Source organism: Undibacterium sp. CY21W, from assembly GCF_014284265.1.
In the GTDB taxonomy this organism is placed as follows: domain Bacteria; phylum Pseudomonadota; class Gammaproteobacteria; order Burkholderiales; family Burkholderiaceae_D; genus Undibacterium; species Undibacterium aquatile.
In genome coordinates, this window is record NZ_JACOGE010000004.1 from 99,538 (window position 1) to 113,912 (window position 14,375).

The 14,375-nt window shown below is 50.7% G+C and carries 13 protein-coding genes; 4 read left to right on the forward strand and 9 right to left on the reverse strand.

What is annotated here, in order from left to right; translation table 11 throughout:
• Positions 1-45: 45 nt before the first annotated feature.
• The 7 genes from H8K29_RS10780 to H8K29_RS10810 all read right to left on the reverse strand — a co-directional run bounded on the left by H8K29_RS10780 (position 46) and on the right by H8K29_RS10810 (position 8,509).
• Positions 46-1,293 (reverse strand): phenylacetate--CoA ligase family protein, encoded by a 1,248-nt coding sequence (locus H8K29_RS10780; RefSeq protein ID WP_186897611.1) that lies wholly within the window; start codon positions 1,291-1,293, stop codon positions 46-48.
• Between the two features lie 71 nt (positions 1,294-1,364).
• Positions 1,365-2,207: an ABC transporter ATP-binding protein gene (locus H8K29_RS10785; RefSeq protein ID WP_186884309.1), complete on the reverse strand. Its 843-nt coding sequence runs from the start codon at positions 2,205-2,207 to the stop codon at positions 1,365-1,367.
• Positions 2,208-2,276: 69 nt separating this feature from the next.
• Positions 2,277-3,578: an ABC transporter substrate-binding protein gene (locus tag H8K29_RS10790; RefSeq protein WP_186897612.1), complete on the reverse strand. Its 1,302-nt coding sequence runs from the start codon at positions 3,576-3,578 to the stop codon at positions 2,277-2,279.
• Positions 3,579-3,660: 82 nt separating this feature from the next.
• Complete coding sequence (locus tag H8K29_RS10795; RefSeq protein WP_186884311.1) at positions 3,661-4,719, reverse strand: branched-chain amino acid ABC transporter permease; 1,059 nt, start codon at positions 4,717-4,719, stop codon at positions 3,661-3,663.
• Between the two features lie 118 nt (positions 4,720-4,837).
• The gene (locus H8K29_RS10800) at positions 4,838-5,740 is read right to left on the reverse strand and encodes a branched-chain amino acid ABC transporter permease (RefSeq protein WP_186884312.1); all 903 of its coding nucleotides are present in this window, start codon (positions 5,738-5,740) and stop codon (positions 4,838-4,840) included.
• 24 nt (positions 5,741-5,764) lie between these two features.
• On the reverse strand, positions 5,765-6,553 hold the full coding sequence (locus H8K29_RS10805) for an ABC transporter ATP-binding protein (protein WP_186897613.1): 789 nt from the start codon (positions 6,551-6,553) through the stop codon (positions 5,765-5,767).
• A 9-nt stretch (positions 6,554-6,562) separates the two neighbouring features.
• On the reverse strand, positions 6,563-8,509 hold the full coding sequence (locus tag H8K29_RS10810; protein WP_186897614.1) for a long-chain fatty acid--CoA ligase: 1,947 nt from the start codon (positions 8,507-8,509) through the stop codon (positions 6,563-6,565).
• Between the two features lie 473 nt (positions 8,510-8,982).
• Here H8K29_RS10810 and H8K29_RS10815 point away from each other — a divergent pair, with 473 nt between their 5' ends.
• Complete coding sequence (locus H8K29_RS10815; protein WP_370527181.1) at positions 8,983-9,636, forward strand: Crp/Fnr family transcriptional regulator; 654 nt, start codon at positions 8,983-8,985, stop codon at positions 9,634-9,636.
• Complete coding sequence (locus H8K29_RS10820) at positions 9,633-10,466, forward strand: Rossmann-like and DUF2520 domain-containing protein (RefSeq protein ID WP_186897615.1); 834 nt, start codon at positions 9,633-9,635, stop codon at positions 10,464-10,466. Before H8K29_RS10815 ends, H8K29_RS10820 begins: the two co-directional genes overlap by 4 nt.
• Here the strand turns inward: H8K29_RS10820 and H8K29_RS10825 are convergent.
• Positions 10,451-11,911 (reverse strand): sensor domain-containing diguanylate cyclase, encoded by a 1,461-nt coding sequence (locus H8K29_RS10825; RefSeq protein WP_255423344.1) that lies wholly within the window; start codon positions 11,909-11,911, stop codon positions 10,451-10,453. The two genes, H8K29_RS10820 and H8K29_RS10825, sit on opposite strands and share 16 nt — an antisense overlap.
• A gap of 194 nt (positions 11,912-12,105) precedes the next feature.
• Positions 12,106-12,612: a glycine zipper 2TM domain-containing protein gene (locus tag H8K29_RS10830; RefSeq protein WP_255423345.1), complete on the reverse strand. Its 507-nt coding sequence runs from the start codon at positions 12,610-12,612 to the stop codon at positions 12,106-12,108.
• Positions 12,613-12,949: 337 nt separating this feature from the next.
• Between H8K29_RS10830 and H8K29_RS10835 the strand changes: the two genes are divergently transcribed.
• A complete protein-coding gene (locus tag H8K29_RS10835; RefSeq protein WP_186897618.1) occupies positions 12,950-13,963 on the forward strand; it encodes an AI-2E family transporter in 1,014 nt (337 codons plus the stop codon).
• Positions 13,964-14,039: 76 nt separating this feature from the next.
• Positions 14,040-14,342 carry an antibiotic biosynthesis monooxygenase gene (locus H8K29_RS10840; protein WP_186897619.1) on the forward strand — a complete coding sequence of 101 codons (303 nt, stop codon included), beginning with the start codon at positions 14,040-14,042 and terminating at the stop codon, positions 14,340-14,342.
• The last annotated feature ends 33 nt before the right edge of the window (positions 14,343-14,375 follow it).

Sequence of the window (14,375 nt, forward strand, 5' to 3'; positions counted from 1 at the left end):
GTGTCGTGTCTCTTGAATTCTGCGTAATCAGCAGTTCAGAGCGCCTCATTCATAGCGGCGTGTGTCGTCGATCACTTTGCCATCATTCGGCAGACTGCCGGCCGCTACAAACAGCACCTCGCCACGCAATTTGGTCACATCGCGCAGAGTGGCGATGATACTGGCTTGCAGTGCATCACTGCGGTCTGCCGTTTCGCAATGCAAGGTCATGACGTCATTCGCCATTTCGCCGCTGACGACCAAACGCGCTTTTTGCACTTGCGGATGGCGTTTAACAACTTCCGCGATCTGCGACGGATGGACGAACATGCCTTTAACCTTGGTGGTCTGATCGGCGCGCCCCATCCAGCCTTTGATGCGTTGATTGGTGCGGCCGCAGGGTGAAATGCCGGGCAGGATCGCGGACATATCGCCGGTCGCGAAACGTATCAGCGGGTAATCCGGGTTGAACGAAGTCACGACAATTTCACCGACTTCACCTTCAGCGACAGGATCGCCGGTGCCAGGACGCACGATTTCGAGAATGATCTCTTCATCCAGCACCATACCCGGATTGAGCACACCGTCGGTCATCGTTTCATAGGCGATATTGCCGATATCGGCGCTGGCATACATTTGTAAGACATGCGGCACGCCGTGATCTTTCAGCCACTGGCGCAATGAAGGCGGCAAAGCTTCTGCACCGACCAGCGCTTTTTTGATACTGGAAATATCGGCACCGCTATCGGCGGCTTTTTCCAGAATAATTTTTAAAAAACTCGGTGTGCCGATATACGCGTCCGGACGCAGTTCTGCCATTGCCTGCACCTGCATTTCAGTCTGCCCTATACCTGCCGGAATCACGGTGCAGCCGAGCTTGGTCGCGGCGCTTTCGACCATAAATGCCGCCGGGGTGAAATGATAGGAAAAACAATTCTGTATCAGATCACCGCTGCGCAAGCCTGCCGCATACATGGGTCGCGCAAAGCGCCACCAGTCCGGCGATGTTCCTTCAGGGTCAAAAATCGGGCCGGGCGACATAAAAATCCTGGCTAGTGCGCGCGGTGCGGTGGTCGTTAATCCACCGAATGGCAACTGTTGCTGCTGCAAGGTCTTCAGGTCTGATTTGCGCGTCACCGGTAACTGCGCGAGCGCCTGCCGGGAGTTGATGTCATTTGCCGACACATCTTTCAGTATCGTTGCCCATCCTGCGGCAGTCTTTGCCTGTGCAATCAGTAATGGCAGCCGCTGCATCAGCGCCTGCTCGCGGCTGTGCGGGGTGCGGGTTTCCAGCGCGTCCAGATATTCAATCATGACGTTCTCTTCGTAAAAGGAAAGGGGAGGCCGATGTTCTGCGATGTTTTACGATATGTTGTTGTGTACGGCTATGCCAGCCAGCGCTTGCGACGACGATAAAATTTCATGTCGCGGAAACTCTTGCGACCGGCACCGGACACACCGAGATAAAATTCTTTGACGTCTTCATTACTGGCGAGATCACTGGCATCACCTTCCATCACGACGCGACCGTTTTCGAGGATGTAACCGAAGTCGGCATAGCGCAGCGCGATATTGGTGTTTTGTTCGGCCAGTAAGAAGGAAACCTGTTCCTGCTGATTCAGGCTTTTGACGATCTCAAAAATTTCTTCCACCAGTTGTGGCGCGATACCCATCGACGGTTCATCCAGCAAAATCATGCTGGGCTTGGCCATCAGCGCCCGGCCTATCGCGCACATCTGCTGTTCGCCACCCGAGGTGTAGCCGGCTTGCGAATGGCGGCGTTCACGCAGGCGCGGGAAGTAGTGATAGACCTTTTCCAGTTCTGCTTTCAGGTCAGCCCGGCTGAGCTTGCGTGTGTAGGCGCCTGTCAGCAGATTTTCTTCCACGCTTAAATGGCCGAAACAATGGCGTCCTTCCATCACTTGCGACAGGCCGCGTTTCACCAGTTCGTTCGGCGTCAGATGATCGACACGTTGTCCCTGAAACGTAATGTCGCCCTTGGTGATGTCGCCACGTTCATTTTTCAGTAGAGTGGAAATGGCTTTCAGCGTGGTCGATTTTCCAGCGCCATTCGCACCCAGCAGCGCGACAATTTTTCCTTGCGGTACTTGCAGGGAAATGCCTTTCAATACCAGAATCACGTGATCGTAGATCACTTCGATATTGTTGACGCTGAGATAGGCGGGGTTGTTGATGGCGCTCTCAGACGAAATGGAGTGTATGCTCATAATATGCCTGTATTGACGGTCGGCGTAACAGAGATATCCGTTGCCGGATATCTCCTGATTCAGGAAAAATTACTTCAGACAAGCCGGTGTGATTTTTTTCTCTGCGGCATATTTGTTGGAAGATTCTTCCAGCATTGCGCGGGTCAGCGCTTTATCACCGACGACCCAGTTCGGTGTGATGGCTTTCCACTTGTCGCCAGTCCATTGCTGCACTTTGACGGCACCTGAGCCTTCATGGTCTTCACACGAGGTTTTCACCGGCGGGAACATGCCAAGTGCACCAAGAGCTTTCTGACGTGCTTCATCCACATTCAGATTTTCAAAGCCCCAGCGAATCTGCTCGGAAGTCATCTGTTTGCCTTTACCGTATTTTTCCTGGGCTTTCAGAATCGCTTCTGACCACAGGATGGCTGCTGTCACACCGCGCATGTGATAGACAGAACCGATACGGGATTTGTCGCTGAGATTACCTTTGCCAGCCGCATAGACTTTATTGCGCAATTCATCGAGTACAGGATAATTGCCCGGTGTGTTAAAGGTCATCGAGGTGTAGCCTTTTGCTGCGTCGCCTGCAGGCACTGCATCTTCCTCAGAACCCGCCCACCAGACGCCCAGCATTTTTTCACGCGAATAACCATTACGCTGCGCCGTTTTAATCGCGACCGCATTCATCACGCCCCAGCCCCACAGAATCACATAGTCAGGATTGGCCTGACGGATCTGCAACCATTGCGATTGCTGCTCATTGCCCGGATGCGCGACCGGGATTTTGATCAGCTCAAAACCGTATTGTTTGGCCTGGGCTTCGAGGACAGGAATCGGCTCTTTACCAAAAGCGGAATCGTGATACAGATGAACGATTTTTTTCCCTTTGAGTTTATCCAGACCGCCGGATTTATCACCCAGATATTTCGTCATTGCCGCAGCCTGATTCCAGTAGCTGGTGATCAGCGGGAAAATATACGGAAACACTTTGCCGTTAGCCGCATCGGAACGGCCATAGCCCAGCGTGGTCATCGGAATTTTATCTTCGGCAACGCGATCCAGAATGCCGTAAGCAATGCCGGTGGACAGCGGTTCAACTAATGAAGCGCCGCCCTGGGATTTTTTCAGACGTTCATAACATTCCACACCGCGCGAGGCATTGTATTCAGTCTCGCACTCTTCCCAGGTGATTTTGACGCCATTGAGTCCGCCTTTGGCGTTGATCAGATTGAAGTAATCGATGACGCCGCCGTAAAAACCGGAGCCACCCGCCGCATAAGGGCCGACGCGGTATGAGAGCAGTGGAATGTACTGGTCATCTGCCTGTGCGACATTCACTGCACCTATCATTGCCGATGCCAGTAGTATTGATTTCATCAGTTTCATGTTGTCTCCTGTTGGTTGGATGGGTAGAACGACGCCTTCAGCATGGCGCTCTGTATTGATAAAAAACGACGACGGTAAAAACTTAATGCGGGAAAGGCCACAGTCTCAGTTTCTCTTTCGTGATCTGCCACAAACGTGCAAGGCCATGTGGTTCCACAATCAGGAAGAAAATAATCAGTGCGCCGAATACCATCAGCTCGAGATTCGATGCGATGTTGGTCGGTAGCGACAAAAAATGGGCGATCAGATTCAGAAACACCGGCAGTAAAACGATAAATGCTGAACCAAGAAACGAGCCGAGAATAGAGCCGACGCCACCGATAATGATCATGAACAAGATGCGGAAAGACAGATCGAGGTTGTAGGCTTCCGGTTCGACCGTACCCAGATACGCATACGCATACAGCGCGCCCGCGATGCCGCAGTAAAACGACGACACCGCAAACGCCAGCAGCTTGGTGCGCATCAGCCGGAAGCCAATCACTTCGGCTGCCACGTCCATGTCACGCACCGCCATCCACGAACGACCGACATTCGAGCGCACCATATTTTTTGCCAGTAAGGCCATCACGCAGACGATGCCCAATGTCAGCAGATATTTTTTGACTGGTGTGTTGAAGCTCATGCCCATGATCACAATTTCCTGCGCGGTGATCACACCGGAAGAACTGTAATTGGTGAACCATTGAATTTTTGTCAGACACCAGACTACAAAAAACTGCGTTGCCAGCGTCGCAGCAGCGAGATAAAAACCACGTATGCGCAAAGACGGCAAACCAAAAGCAATGCCGACCATCGCTGCTGAAATCCCGCCGAGGACAAATGCCAGCAAGATGGGAATACCAGGCACGCGCAGCATGAAATTGTAGGAAGCAAACGCACCGACTGCCATGAACGCAGCTGAACCCAGCGATAATTGTCCGGCATAGCCGGTCAGGATATTCAGTCCCAGTGCCGCCAGTGAAAAAATCAGAAACGGAATAAAAATCGCGGAAAAAGCGTAATCAGAGGCGAGCAATGGCACGGCAAAAAAAGCGGCGCATAGCAACAGGGCAACGCCGATTCTGTCCTGACGTAATGGAAATATCTGGTTGTCTGCCTGATAGCTGGTTTTAAATTGTCCTGCTTCACGATAGAACATAGTGCTTCCTTAAGTCTTAATATAAGTCTTAGTATGAATCTTAGTATTCATGCGCCTTCCCAGCCATTTTTGTCTGGTAAGGCAGAATATGATTGGGGTTTGCTCAGAACAAGATTGTTTAAATCCTGCGTATGATTTTTTCGCCAAACAAACCTTCCGGCCGCACCAGCAAAAACAGCAATGCCAGCACATACGGGAACCAGCCCTCGATACCGCCACCGACCAGCGGGCCGATATACACTTCCGCCAGCTTTTCCGATGCACCGATAATCAGACCTCCAACGATTGCACCGGGAACCGAGGTGAAGCCACCAAGAATCAGCACTGGCAAGGCTTTCAGCGCGACAAACGTCAATGCAAACTGCACACCATTACGTGCACCCCACAGCAAACCCGCCACCAGTGCGACAAAACCGGCAACCGCCCAGACGATGCCCCAGATTTGTTGCAGGGGAATGCCGACCGCCAGTGCGGCCTGATGATCGTCAGCAACCGCCCGCAGCGCCCGCCCGATTTTTGTTTTGGAAAACAGCAGTGCCAGACCAGTGACGAGAATGGCGCAGATCAGTGCGGCAATCACATCGAACTGCGATACCAGAATATTGAATTTTTCCATCAGAAATTCGATAGGCACATCTTCGATCGGCAGCGTCAGCTTGTGCGGTTGCGAACCCCACAGTAATTGCGCCAGCCCTTCGATGAAAAAGGTCAGACCGATGGTAGCCATGAAGAGTGTGATCTCCGGCTGATTGACCAGTGGCCGCAAGACGATTCTTTCTATTGCCAGACCTAAGACGATCATCACGGCCATCGTCAGCGGTATGGCGACCCACATCGACAGATCAAATTTTTCACTGAGGCCGACGCAGGTCAGCGCAGCAAAAAACACCATCGCCCCCTGCGCGAAATTAAACACGCCGGAGGCTTTGTAAATCAGCACAAAACCTAGCGCAACCAGTGCATACATCACGCCGGACAACAGGCCACCGATGAGCACTTCAAAGAAAAAACTGAGATTCATTTTGTTTTCCTCAAGACGGTGGTGTCAGTGTGTAACGCCAAGATAGGCATTGATTACTTCCTGATTTGCCAGCACTTCTGCCGGTGTGCCATCACCGATTTTTTTACCGTAATCCAGCACGACAACCCGGTCAGAAATATCCATCACCACTCCCATATCATGTTCGATCAAAACGATGGTGGTGCCGAGCTGATCATTCACATCAAGGATGAAACGGCTCATGTCCTGTTTTTCCTCGACGTTCATGCCTGCCATCGGTTCATCCAGCAATAAAATTTCAGGCTCCGCGGCGAGTGCGCGACCGAGTTCAACCCGCTTTTGCAGACCGTAAGATAAGCGTCCGACTGGCGTTTTGCGGATGTGCTGAATTTCCAGAAAATCGATGATTTCTTCGACTTTTTCACGGTGGGCAATTTCTTCTTTGCGTGCAGGCCCGAGATACAGCGCCTGCATCAGAAAATTACATTTCATTTTCAGATTACGCCCCGTCATGATGTTGTCGAGCACACTCATGCCTTTAAATAAGGCGATGTTCTGAAACGTGCGGGCGATGCCGCTTTTGGCGGCTGCATAGGTATTCATATCCTTGCGTTGGCGGCCACGGTAGGTGATCTGCCCTTCCTGCGGCCGGTAGACGCCATTGATCACATTCAGCATCGAGCTTTTACCTGCACCGTTCGGGCCGATAATCGCGCGGATTTCATGCTCTTTGACGTTGAACGAAATATTTGTCAGCGCTTTGACGCCACCAAACGACAAGGAAATGCCTTGCAAATCAAGAATGACTTCACCGGTTTTTCTGTTATTGGTCATTGCTGTTCCTTATGCCGCATGCTGCTGGGCAGCAAATGTCTTGACATCACTGATGTGCAGATCCGCACTGACAGTACCCTGACGGCCATCTTCAAATTTGACTTGCGTTTCTATGTATTGCGAGCGTTTGGCTGAATACAAAGCTTCTATCAGCACCGCATATTTTTCTGCAATAAATTTGCGACGGACTTTGCGTGTGCGGGTCAGTTCGTCGTCGTCAGGGTCAAGTTCTTTATGCAGGATCAGGAATCGATGTATCTGTGTGCCCGCCATCAGCGTTTCATTGGCCAGATCGGCATTCACTTTTTCTATGCACGACATGATGAGCTGATACGTCTCGGCTTTTGCGGCCAGATCGGTGTAACCGGAATAGGCGATGCCGCGTCGTTCTGACCAGTTACCTACGGCTTCCATATCAATGTTAATGAAGGCGCAGACATGGTTTCTGTCATGACCGAAGGCAACGACTTCTTTAATGAAAGGGAAGAATTTGAGTTTGTTTTCGATGTAGTTAGGCGCAAAGATATCGCCGTTGGTGAGCTTGCCGACATCTGCTGCGCGGTCGATGATTTTCAGATGTCCTTCGGCGTCAAAAATGCCGGCATCACCGGTATGGAAATAGCCCTGTTCATCGATGACTTCGGCGGTGGCATCCGGCCGTTTGTAGTAACCGGTCAGCATGGCGCTCGATTTCACCAGCACTTCACCATTGTCTGCCAGCGTCACTTCCACGCCGGGCGCAGCCTGACCGACGCTGTCAAATTTGATGTTGCCATCCGGTTGCAGGCAAACGTAAGCACAGGTTTCGGTGGAGCCATACAACTGCTTCAGATTGATGCCGATAGAGCGATAGAAACGGAACAGATCAGGGCCAATCGCGGCACCAGCGGTATAAGCGACCCTGACGCGGGATAAACCGAGTACATTTTTCAGCGGTCCGTAAATCAGAAATTCGCCGATGCGGTAATTGAGTCTGGCTAACGCAGAAACCGGTTTTCCGTCCAGAATGTCGGAGCCATATTGGCGGGCGATTTCCATGTAATACTGAAACAGATGTTGTTTGACAGCGCCCGCATCTTCCATGCGTATCATGACGGTGGTCAGCATGTTTTCAAACACGCGTGGCGGTGCAAAATAATACGTAGGGCCGACTTCACGCAGATCGGTCAGCACGGTTTCGCTGGATTCCGGGCAGTTCACAGTAAAGCCGGTGACCAGCGCCTGCGCAAATGAAAACAAGTGATCGCCGACCCATGCCATCGGCAGATAGGAAAGTATATCTTCGTCGGCACTCAGGTGATCAAAGCCTGCACCGCCGACAGCAGCGGTCATGAATGAGCGATGACTCTGGCATACGCCTTTCGGCTTACCGGTGGTGCCTGAGGTGTACAGCATGACGGCAGTGTCTTCTGGCTGACCGAGTTCGATCTGATGCATGAAAAATTCAGGGTGGGTACGGTCATACATGCGCCCGGCTTCCTGCAAGGCGGCGTAAGAACTCAGTTCGGGCTGGTGGTAATGCCGCATACCGCGTTCATCTTCAAAGCAGATGTGCTGTATGCCGGCATATTGTTGTTTGATGTCGAGTAATTTATCGACCTGTTCCTGATCTTCGACAATCGCAAAAACGATCTCGGCATTCTCAAGTACATACGCCATATCGGCTGCCGGCGCGTCCTGATACAAGGGTACAGGGATACCACCGAGACATTGCGCTGCCATCATCGCCCAGTAAAGACGCGGCCGGTTGTCGCCGATAATCGCGAGGTTCATGCCGCGCTGAAACCCTTGTGCCGCCAGACCGCAGGCGAGCGCGCGTACTTCGTCGTTGACCTGTTGCCAGTTCCAGGTTTGCCAGATGCCCAGATCTTTTTCACGGAACGCCGGATGCTGCGGGCGCATTTTTTCATGTTCCAGCAATAATCTTGGGAACGTTGTGTTCTCTGTCTTTGTCATGTCTCCACCACCAGCCTTATTTGTATTGGCCTGTCTGGTCAGCTGTACGATACTTTGATCGTTTAAGCAGCCAGTATGATTGCTACTTTTTTTATGAGTTTCTGCACTACGTCTTACATCAGACTTACTGCAGGTGTTATCTGCGGCTATTGAAGCTGTCTGGCATTGTCGATACCGGTCTGCGTATAGCAATCAACGGTGTTTAAGTGGCTCGATTGCATGTCAGCTCGCTTACAATGTCTCCATCAGGACTAACGTCATTTATTCCAGCAAGTCAGTGTGCAGTGTGGCAACGCGCTGGATGATTCTGTGTCAGTTCTGAATAATTTTTTTGTTGATCAGATACTAGTTACTTGTACCCGCTGCGGCTGTCGTTTAACTGACAATCTGACGGAATGAACCAACTTTCGGTGGTGCGTTGCACAAATATGGCGAATATAAAAAGTGAACTGAAACAAGGCTTGGCAAAGACAATGTGGGCGCACATGCTGGCGCCGGATCATGTGCAAAAAGTCGAGGATGAGATCATCGAGCGCTTTATCCCGGCTGGTGGTTATGTTTGCCGCAAAGGCGATCCTGTCGATCATTGGATGGGAGTGCTCGATGGTTTTCTGAAAATGAGCAGTATTTCGCCGGAAGGAAAAACGGTCACCTTCAGTTGTATGCTGGCGGGCGGCTGGTTCGGCGAGGGTTCCTTATTAAAAACTGAACCGCGCCGTTACGACGTCGTTGCGCTGCGTGATACCCGCGTCGCGTATATGCCGCGCAGCACCTTCACTTTTTTGCTGGATAACAGTATTCCATTCAATCGCTTTCTCTTGCATCAGTTGAACGAACGGCTGGGCTTGTTTATTTCTTTGGTGGAATATGATCGCATGCTTGATCCGGACACCCGCGTCGCACGTTGTCTCGCAGCGATGTTCAATCCCTATCTGAATCCCGGTAGCAGTATGCAATTGCAGATATCGCAGGAGGAAATTGGCTATATTTCCAGCGTGTCGCGGCAACGAGCGAATCAGGCTTTGCAATTGCTCGAAAAGAAGCAATTGCTGTCCGTTGATTATGGCGGCATCACGATTTTGAATCTGGAAGGTTTGCGGCGTTATCCTGAACCGGTGGTCGCATGAAGACCTTGACGATAGTTGGTGCGGGTAAAGTCGGTCAGGTATTTGGCCACTGTTTTCAGCAGCAGGCCGTGTTTTCGGTCACGCAAATATTGAACCGGACACTTGCCAGCGCCCAGGCTGCCCGGATGTTTATCGGCGTCGGTGCTGCACTTGCCAACTGGCAGGAGTTAATCGCAGCGGATGTCTGGATGCTGGCGGTCGGTGATGATCATATTTCTGAGGTCTGTACTGCCTTGTGCGAACGAGGACTGATCAATGAACATACCGTCGTGTTTCATTGCAGCGGCTCGAAGGCATCCACAGAACTCGCAGCGGCGGCGGCATCAGGTGCTGCGGTTGCCAGTGTGCATCCGGTGCGTAGTTTTGCAGATCCGCAAGCAGTGGCGGAGCATTTTTCTGGAACCATATGCAGTCTTGAAGGCGATCGCCGGGCGCTTGCTGTGTTGCTGCCGGCGATGCAGGCCATCGGTGCACAGACGGTTGAGATCAGCGCTGAATCAAAATTGTTGTATCACGCAGGCTCTGTGTTTGCCAGCAATTATCTGGTGAGTCTGATGGACGTTGCCTTGCGCGCTTATCAGTCGGCGGGGATTCCATCTGAACTGGCGCTGGCCATGGCTGCACCGTTGGCGAGACAATCGCTGGAGAATGTCTTCACGCTGGGATCAGCCGCAGCACTGACCGGGCCGATCGCGCGCGGTGATATGACAACGGTCAGCAGGCAGCAGGCGATCGTGGCGCAGTGGGATCCGGCTGCGGGAGATTTATATCAGGCATTCGTTACTCCCACTGTCGAATTAGCGGCCCGCAAACATCATTCAGAGAAATAGACACTGTTACGCCCGTTGGCTTTTGCCTGATACAAAGCCTGATCCGCACGCTCAAATACACTATCCTCGGTTTCATTGCTGCGGCATTCTGCAACGCCCATACTGACAGTGACGCCGAGTCGTGTGCGGGTGAGGTCGGTGGTACGTGAAAAATCGTTGTTCTCAATGGTACTGCGCAGGTTTTCTGCGATTGAGGTTGCTTTTTCGAGTGTGCAGTTTTTCAGCAGAATAAGAAATTCCTCGCCGCCCCAGCGACAGAGCACATCGCTCTCGCGTAAGGAACGTTTCGCGATGGCGGCGATTTCTTTGAGCACGTGATCACCGACCAGATGCCCGTGTTTATCATTCACCTTTTTGAAAAAATCAATATCCAGCAAAATCGCACACATAGGTTGGCGTGTACGCTCGGCGTCGAGCAGGCTTTGCTGAAAGACGAAATCAAATGCGTGACGGTTCAGCAAATTCGTCAGTGAGTCCGTTGACGCCGATTTTTCCAGACGTTTCTGGTAGCGACGCACAGTGAGCAGAACCATGACCATGATCAGAACGGTGATGGTGGCGCTGATACCAAGATTCAGCAGGAACACATTCTGAATCGGCCTGATACCAGAATTCGCCTCTTGTTCCACCAGCAAATGCCAGCCGAGTTCCGGGATATAACGCGAGTTGACCAGTACGGTTCCATTGTCTCCCTGATATTCCAGATGCATGGATTCACTTTGGCGATTCGCCAGAATTTTCTCGGAGATACTCTGGATACCGCTGATCGTCTGGATGTTGTCGCCTCGTTTACTGAAATTACTTCCGGTCAGAGTGACTTTACCTTTCTGATCAGCGAAGTAAATCTGGCGATCAAAGCGTTTTTGATAGCTGTCAATCAGATGTTTCAGCGTATTCAGCGTCAGCCCTATACCGGTTGCTCCGATGAATTGACCCTGATAGTCAAGAATCCGGTAATTGACGAAGATCGTGACTGCGTCGTGATTGGCGAGATCCAGATCGACATTGGTTTCGTAGGCGGATTTGAGATTTTTTACACGAAAAAACCAGGTGTCACGCGGTTCGCCTTCTTTGATTTGCTTTAATAAGCCGTCAGCATGGTAGTAGTTGCGGGATTTATCTGAAATCAGAAAACTGGATATCGCTTTATTCTTGAGTTTGATTTCTTTCAGATATTTCGTGATTCTTTCCTGCTCTTCTTCACCGTTGATGATCCAGTCGCGAACAAAAGTGTCATGTGCCATTTGCGAAGAAACGAAAACCGGTCGCAGTATGTCTTTTTGTATCTCAGAATAAACATTGTCTCCGGTGATAGGCAGTGTTTGTTCCGAAATTCCTTGTTGTATCGTATCGCGCGAGACGATATATCCGGCAACGGTGGTGAAGACAAAACCGGCAATCAGAAATAGAGATAGCCATACCAGCAGACCGTATTTTTTTAACATGTTTTTCATGGACTGTAGACGGAGCGAATGCATTAAGTTTGGGCAAGATCATACTATAAACCCATGCTATTTCGGTCGGATATGCGCCGGAAATTACTTTCCATGTGGAAATGTTGACGAAAAAAATGCCGCATTTAGCGGCATTTTGTATTCAAGCAACGGTATTTAGCAATTTCTGCTGACTGTCAGACGGTTTAAGGACGAGGTGTCAGGGAAACGTGCAAGCGCAGACGTGAACCAGGATCATATGGCATGACTGAGGTGTAAGTCCGACCGTTGTACTCATAAGTGACGGCATAACCATTCGTGCGGGTTTGCCAGCTATCGACGGTTCTGCATTGACGAACCGGACGGCTCTCGTAACCTTGCTGACCATTGTTGCCATTGTCCATACGATCGCCAACCAGAGCGCCAGTAATTGCCCCCGCTGCAGCAGCAGCGATCTTACCGTTGCCACCACCAACCTGACTACCGAGCAGACCGCCGGCAATACCGCCGATAATACCGCCAGAGTTGCTGCGTTCTTGTGGACGTTGATAAGTTTCGTATTCAGTCCGGCAATCCTGACGTGGCATGTTGATCTGTTCAACTTGCGGTGTGACGTTAACGACGCGTGCATAATCCTCAAAATCAGCTGCCCGCGCAATGGAACCGGCGCTGGTGATCGCCAGCAAAGCAGCGGCAGTGGAGAGTTGTTTCATTGTGAATGTCATATATACCTCGATGCAAGTGATCATCAGTTCAGTTTAGTCCTCATTTAACGCATCAGGTTCCGATAAGGACGACAAGAAAGATGTAAATCTATGTTTCAGCCATGTTTCTGAACATTGCGTACAGATTCCAACGCGGGTTGTCAGATCGCGCGTAACGATACTGGCCGCAAAAATATTGCTGGAATGTCGATTAAATATCCTTGTTTTTACCGTCGCTGGGTTCGCCTGCACTATGTTTTAATGCGCGTATTGTGGCAGTGACGCCATTTATTGGTCGGTGGTTTTGATGACGGCAGTGGGTCATCTCTTATAAAAAGGAATTCGCATGATGGTAACGCCAAAACTCAGTGCTTCGGTTTATGCATCGTATATCGTAGTGGCAGTCAGTTTATTTTTAGTGTTGAAAGCGGGCTTGTTACTGGCTTTATTTTCCGGATTGCTGGTGTATTCACTGGTACACATGCTGACGCCGATGATTGCGCAGAGGTTCAGTCATCGCCAGCCGCGCATGATTGCGGTCGCATTATTGTCTGCGATATTAATCATCAGTTTGTTGTTGGCAACCTGGGGGTGTCATGTGTTTTTACGCAGTGATGCCGGGAATTTGCATAATCTGCTGCAAAGACTGGCAGATATTCTTGAGTCATCGCGTAGTCAGGTACCGCTGTGGATGAGCGCCAATATTCCCGAAGACGTTGATGCGCTGCAGACGATGATTACACATTGGTTGCGTGAGCACGCGGGGGAGGCAAAATTGCTGGTACCGGAAGCTGGTCATCTGATCGTGCATTTATTGCTCGGGATGATCATCGGCAGCATGGTGGCCTTGCGCGATGCCAGTGGTGACAGCAATCACAAACCGTTTGCTGCCGCGTTGCATCAACGGATTGCCGCCTTTGCACAGATATTTCATAAAATTGTCTTCGCACAATTCAAAATTTCGCTGATTAATACGGTATTAACCGCGATTTATCTGCTCGTCATTCTTCCTTTGGCCGGCGTGCATCTGCCGCTGACCAAAACCATGATTGCAATTACCTTTCTGGCTGGCCTGATTCCGGTCGCTGGCAATATCATTTCTAACTCTGTGATCGTGATTGTTGCGTTATCGCACTCATTGAATATGGCTATGGCTTCATTGGTCTTCATGATCGTAATTCACAAAGCGGAATATTTCCTGAATGCGCGCATCATAGGAGAGCAAGTCAATGCGCGGGCCTGGGAGCTATTGACTGCCATCTTGGTAATGGAAACCCTGTTCGGTGTGCCGGGTGTTGTCGCCGCGCCAGTGTTTTACGCGTATCTGAAGAAGGAATTGAGTGATCGCGGCTTAGTCTGATTTTGACCCGTTTGGTGCCATAATAGGATTCTGCAACAGACACTTCAGACATTTCATTGTAAATAAAGAGCTAAACATGATTCTAGAACTTGCCGACATCCGCATTCACCCAGGACAACAAGAACAATTTGATGCTGCCATTCAGCGTGGGCTGGATGAAGTTATTTCCCAGGCCAAAGGGTTCAGCGGTTTTAAAGTGAATAAGGGGATAGAGTCCCCTGAACGCTATGTTCTGATGATTTTTTGGGAAACACTGGAAAATCACACGGTAGATTTCCGCGAATCTCCGGCCTTTTTGCAATGGCGCTCTATCGTTGGTCCGTTTTTTGCGGCGCCACCAACTGTTGAGCATTTCAGCCTGCTGACAAAATCATCCTGAATTCCGTAGGGATATTCCCTGGCTTGACTTGAT

Bases quoted from the DNA above. Each gene is read 5' to 3' on its own strand.
- H8K29_RS10840 (WP_186897619.1), top strand. From the start codon at position 14,040: ATGATTCTAGAACTTGCCGACATCCGCATTCACCCAGGACAACAAGAA.
- H8K29_RS10790 (WP_186897612.1), bottom strand. From the start codon at position 3,578: ATGAAACTGATGAAATCAATACTACTGGCATCGGCAATGATAGGTGCA.
- H8K29_RS10825 (WP_255423344.1), bottom strand. From the start codon at position 11,911: ATGTTAAAAAAATACGGTCTGCTGGTATGGCTATCTCTATTTCTGATT.
- H8K29_RS10835 (WP_186897618.1), top strand. From the start codon at position 12,950: ATGATGGTAACGCCAAAACTCAGTGCTTCGGTTTATGCATCGTATATC.
- H8K29_RS10830 (WP_255423345.1), bottom strand. From the start codon at position 12,612: ATGAAACAACTCTCCACTGCCGCTGCTTTGCTGGCGATCACCAGCGCC.
- H8K29_RS10805 (WP_186897613.1), bottom strand. From the start codon at position 6,553: ATGACCAATAACAGAAAAACCGGTGAAGTCATTCTTGATTTGCAAGGC.
- H8K29_RS10785 (WP_186884309.1), bottom strand. From the start codon at position 2,207: ATGAGCATACACTCCATTTCGTCTGAGAGCGCCATCAACAACCCCGCC.
- H8K29_RS10815 (WP_370527181.1), top strand. From the start codon at position 8,983: ATGTGGGCGCACATGCTGGCGCCGGATCATGTGCAAAAAGTCGAGGAT.
- H8K29_RS10780 (WP_186897611.1), bottom strand. From the start codon at position 1,293: ATGATTGAATATCTGGACGCGCTGGAAACCCGCACCCCGCACAGCCGC.
- H8K29_RS10820 (WP_186897615.1), top strand. From the start codon at position 9,633: ATGAAGACCTTGACGATAGTTGGTGCGGGTAAAGTCGGTCAGGTATTT.
- H8K29_RS10800 (WP_186884312.1), bottom strand. From the start codon at position 5,740: ATGAATCTCAGTTTTTTCTTTGAAGTGCTCATCGGTGGCCTGTTGTCC.
- H8K29_RS10810 (WP_186897614.1), bottom strand. From the start codon at position 8,509: ATGACAAAGACAGAGAACACAACGTTCCCAAGATTATTGCTGGAACAT.
- H8K29_RS10795 (WP_186884311.1), bottom strand. From the start codon at position 4,719: ATGTTCTATCGTGAAGCAGGACAATTTAAAACCAGCTATCAGGCAGAC.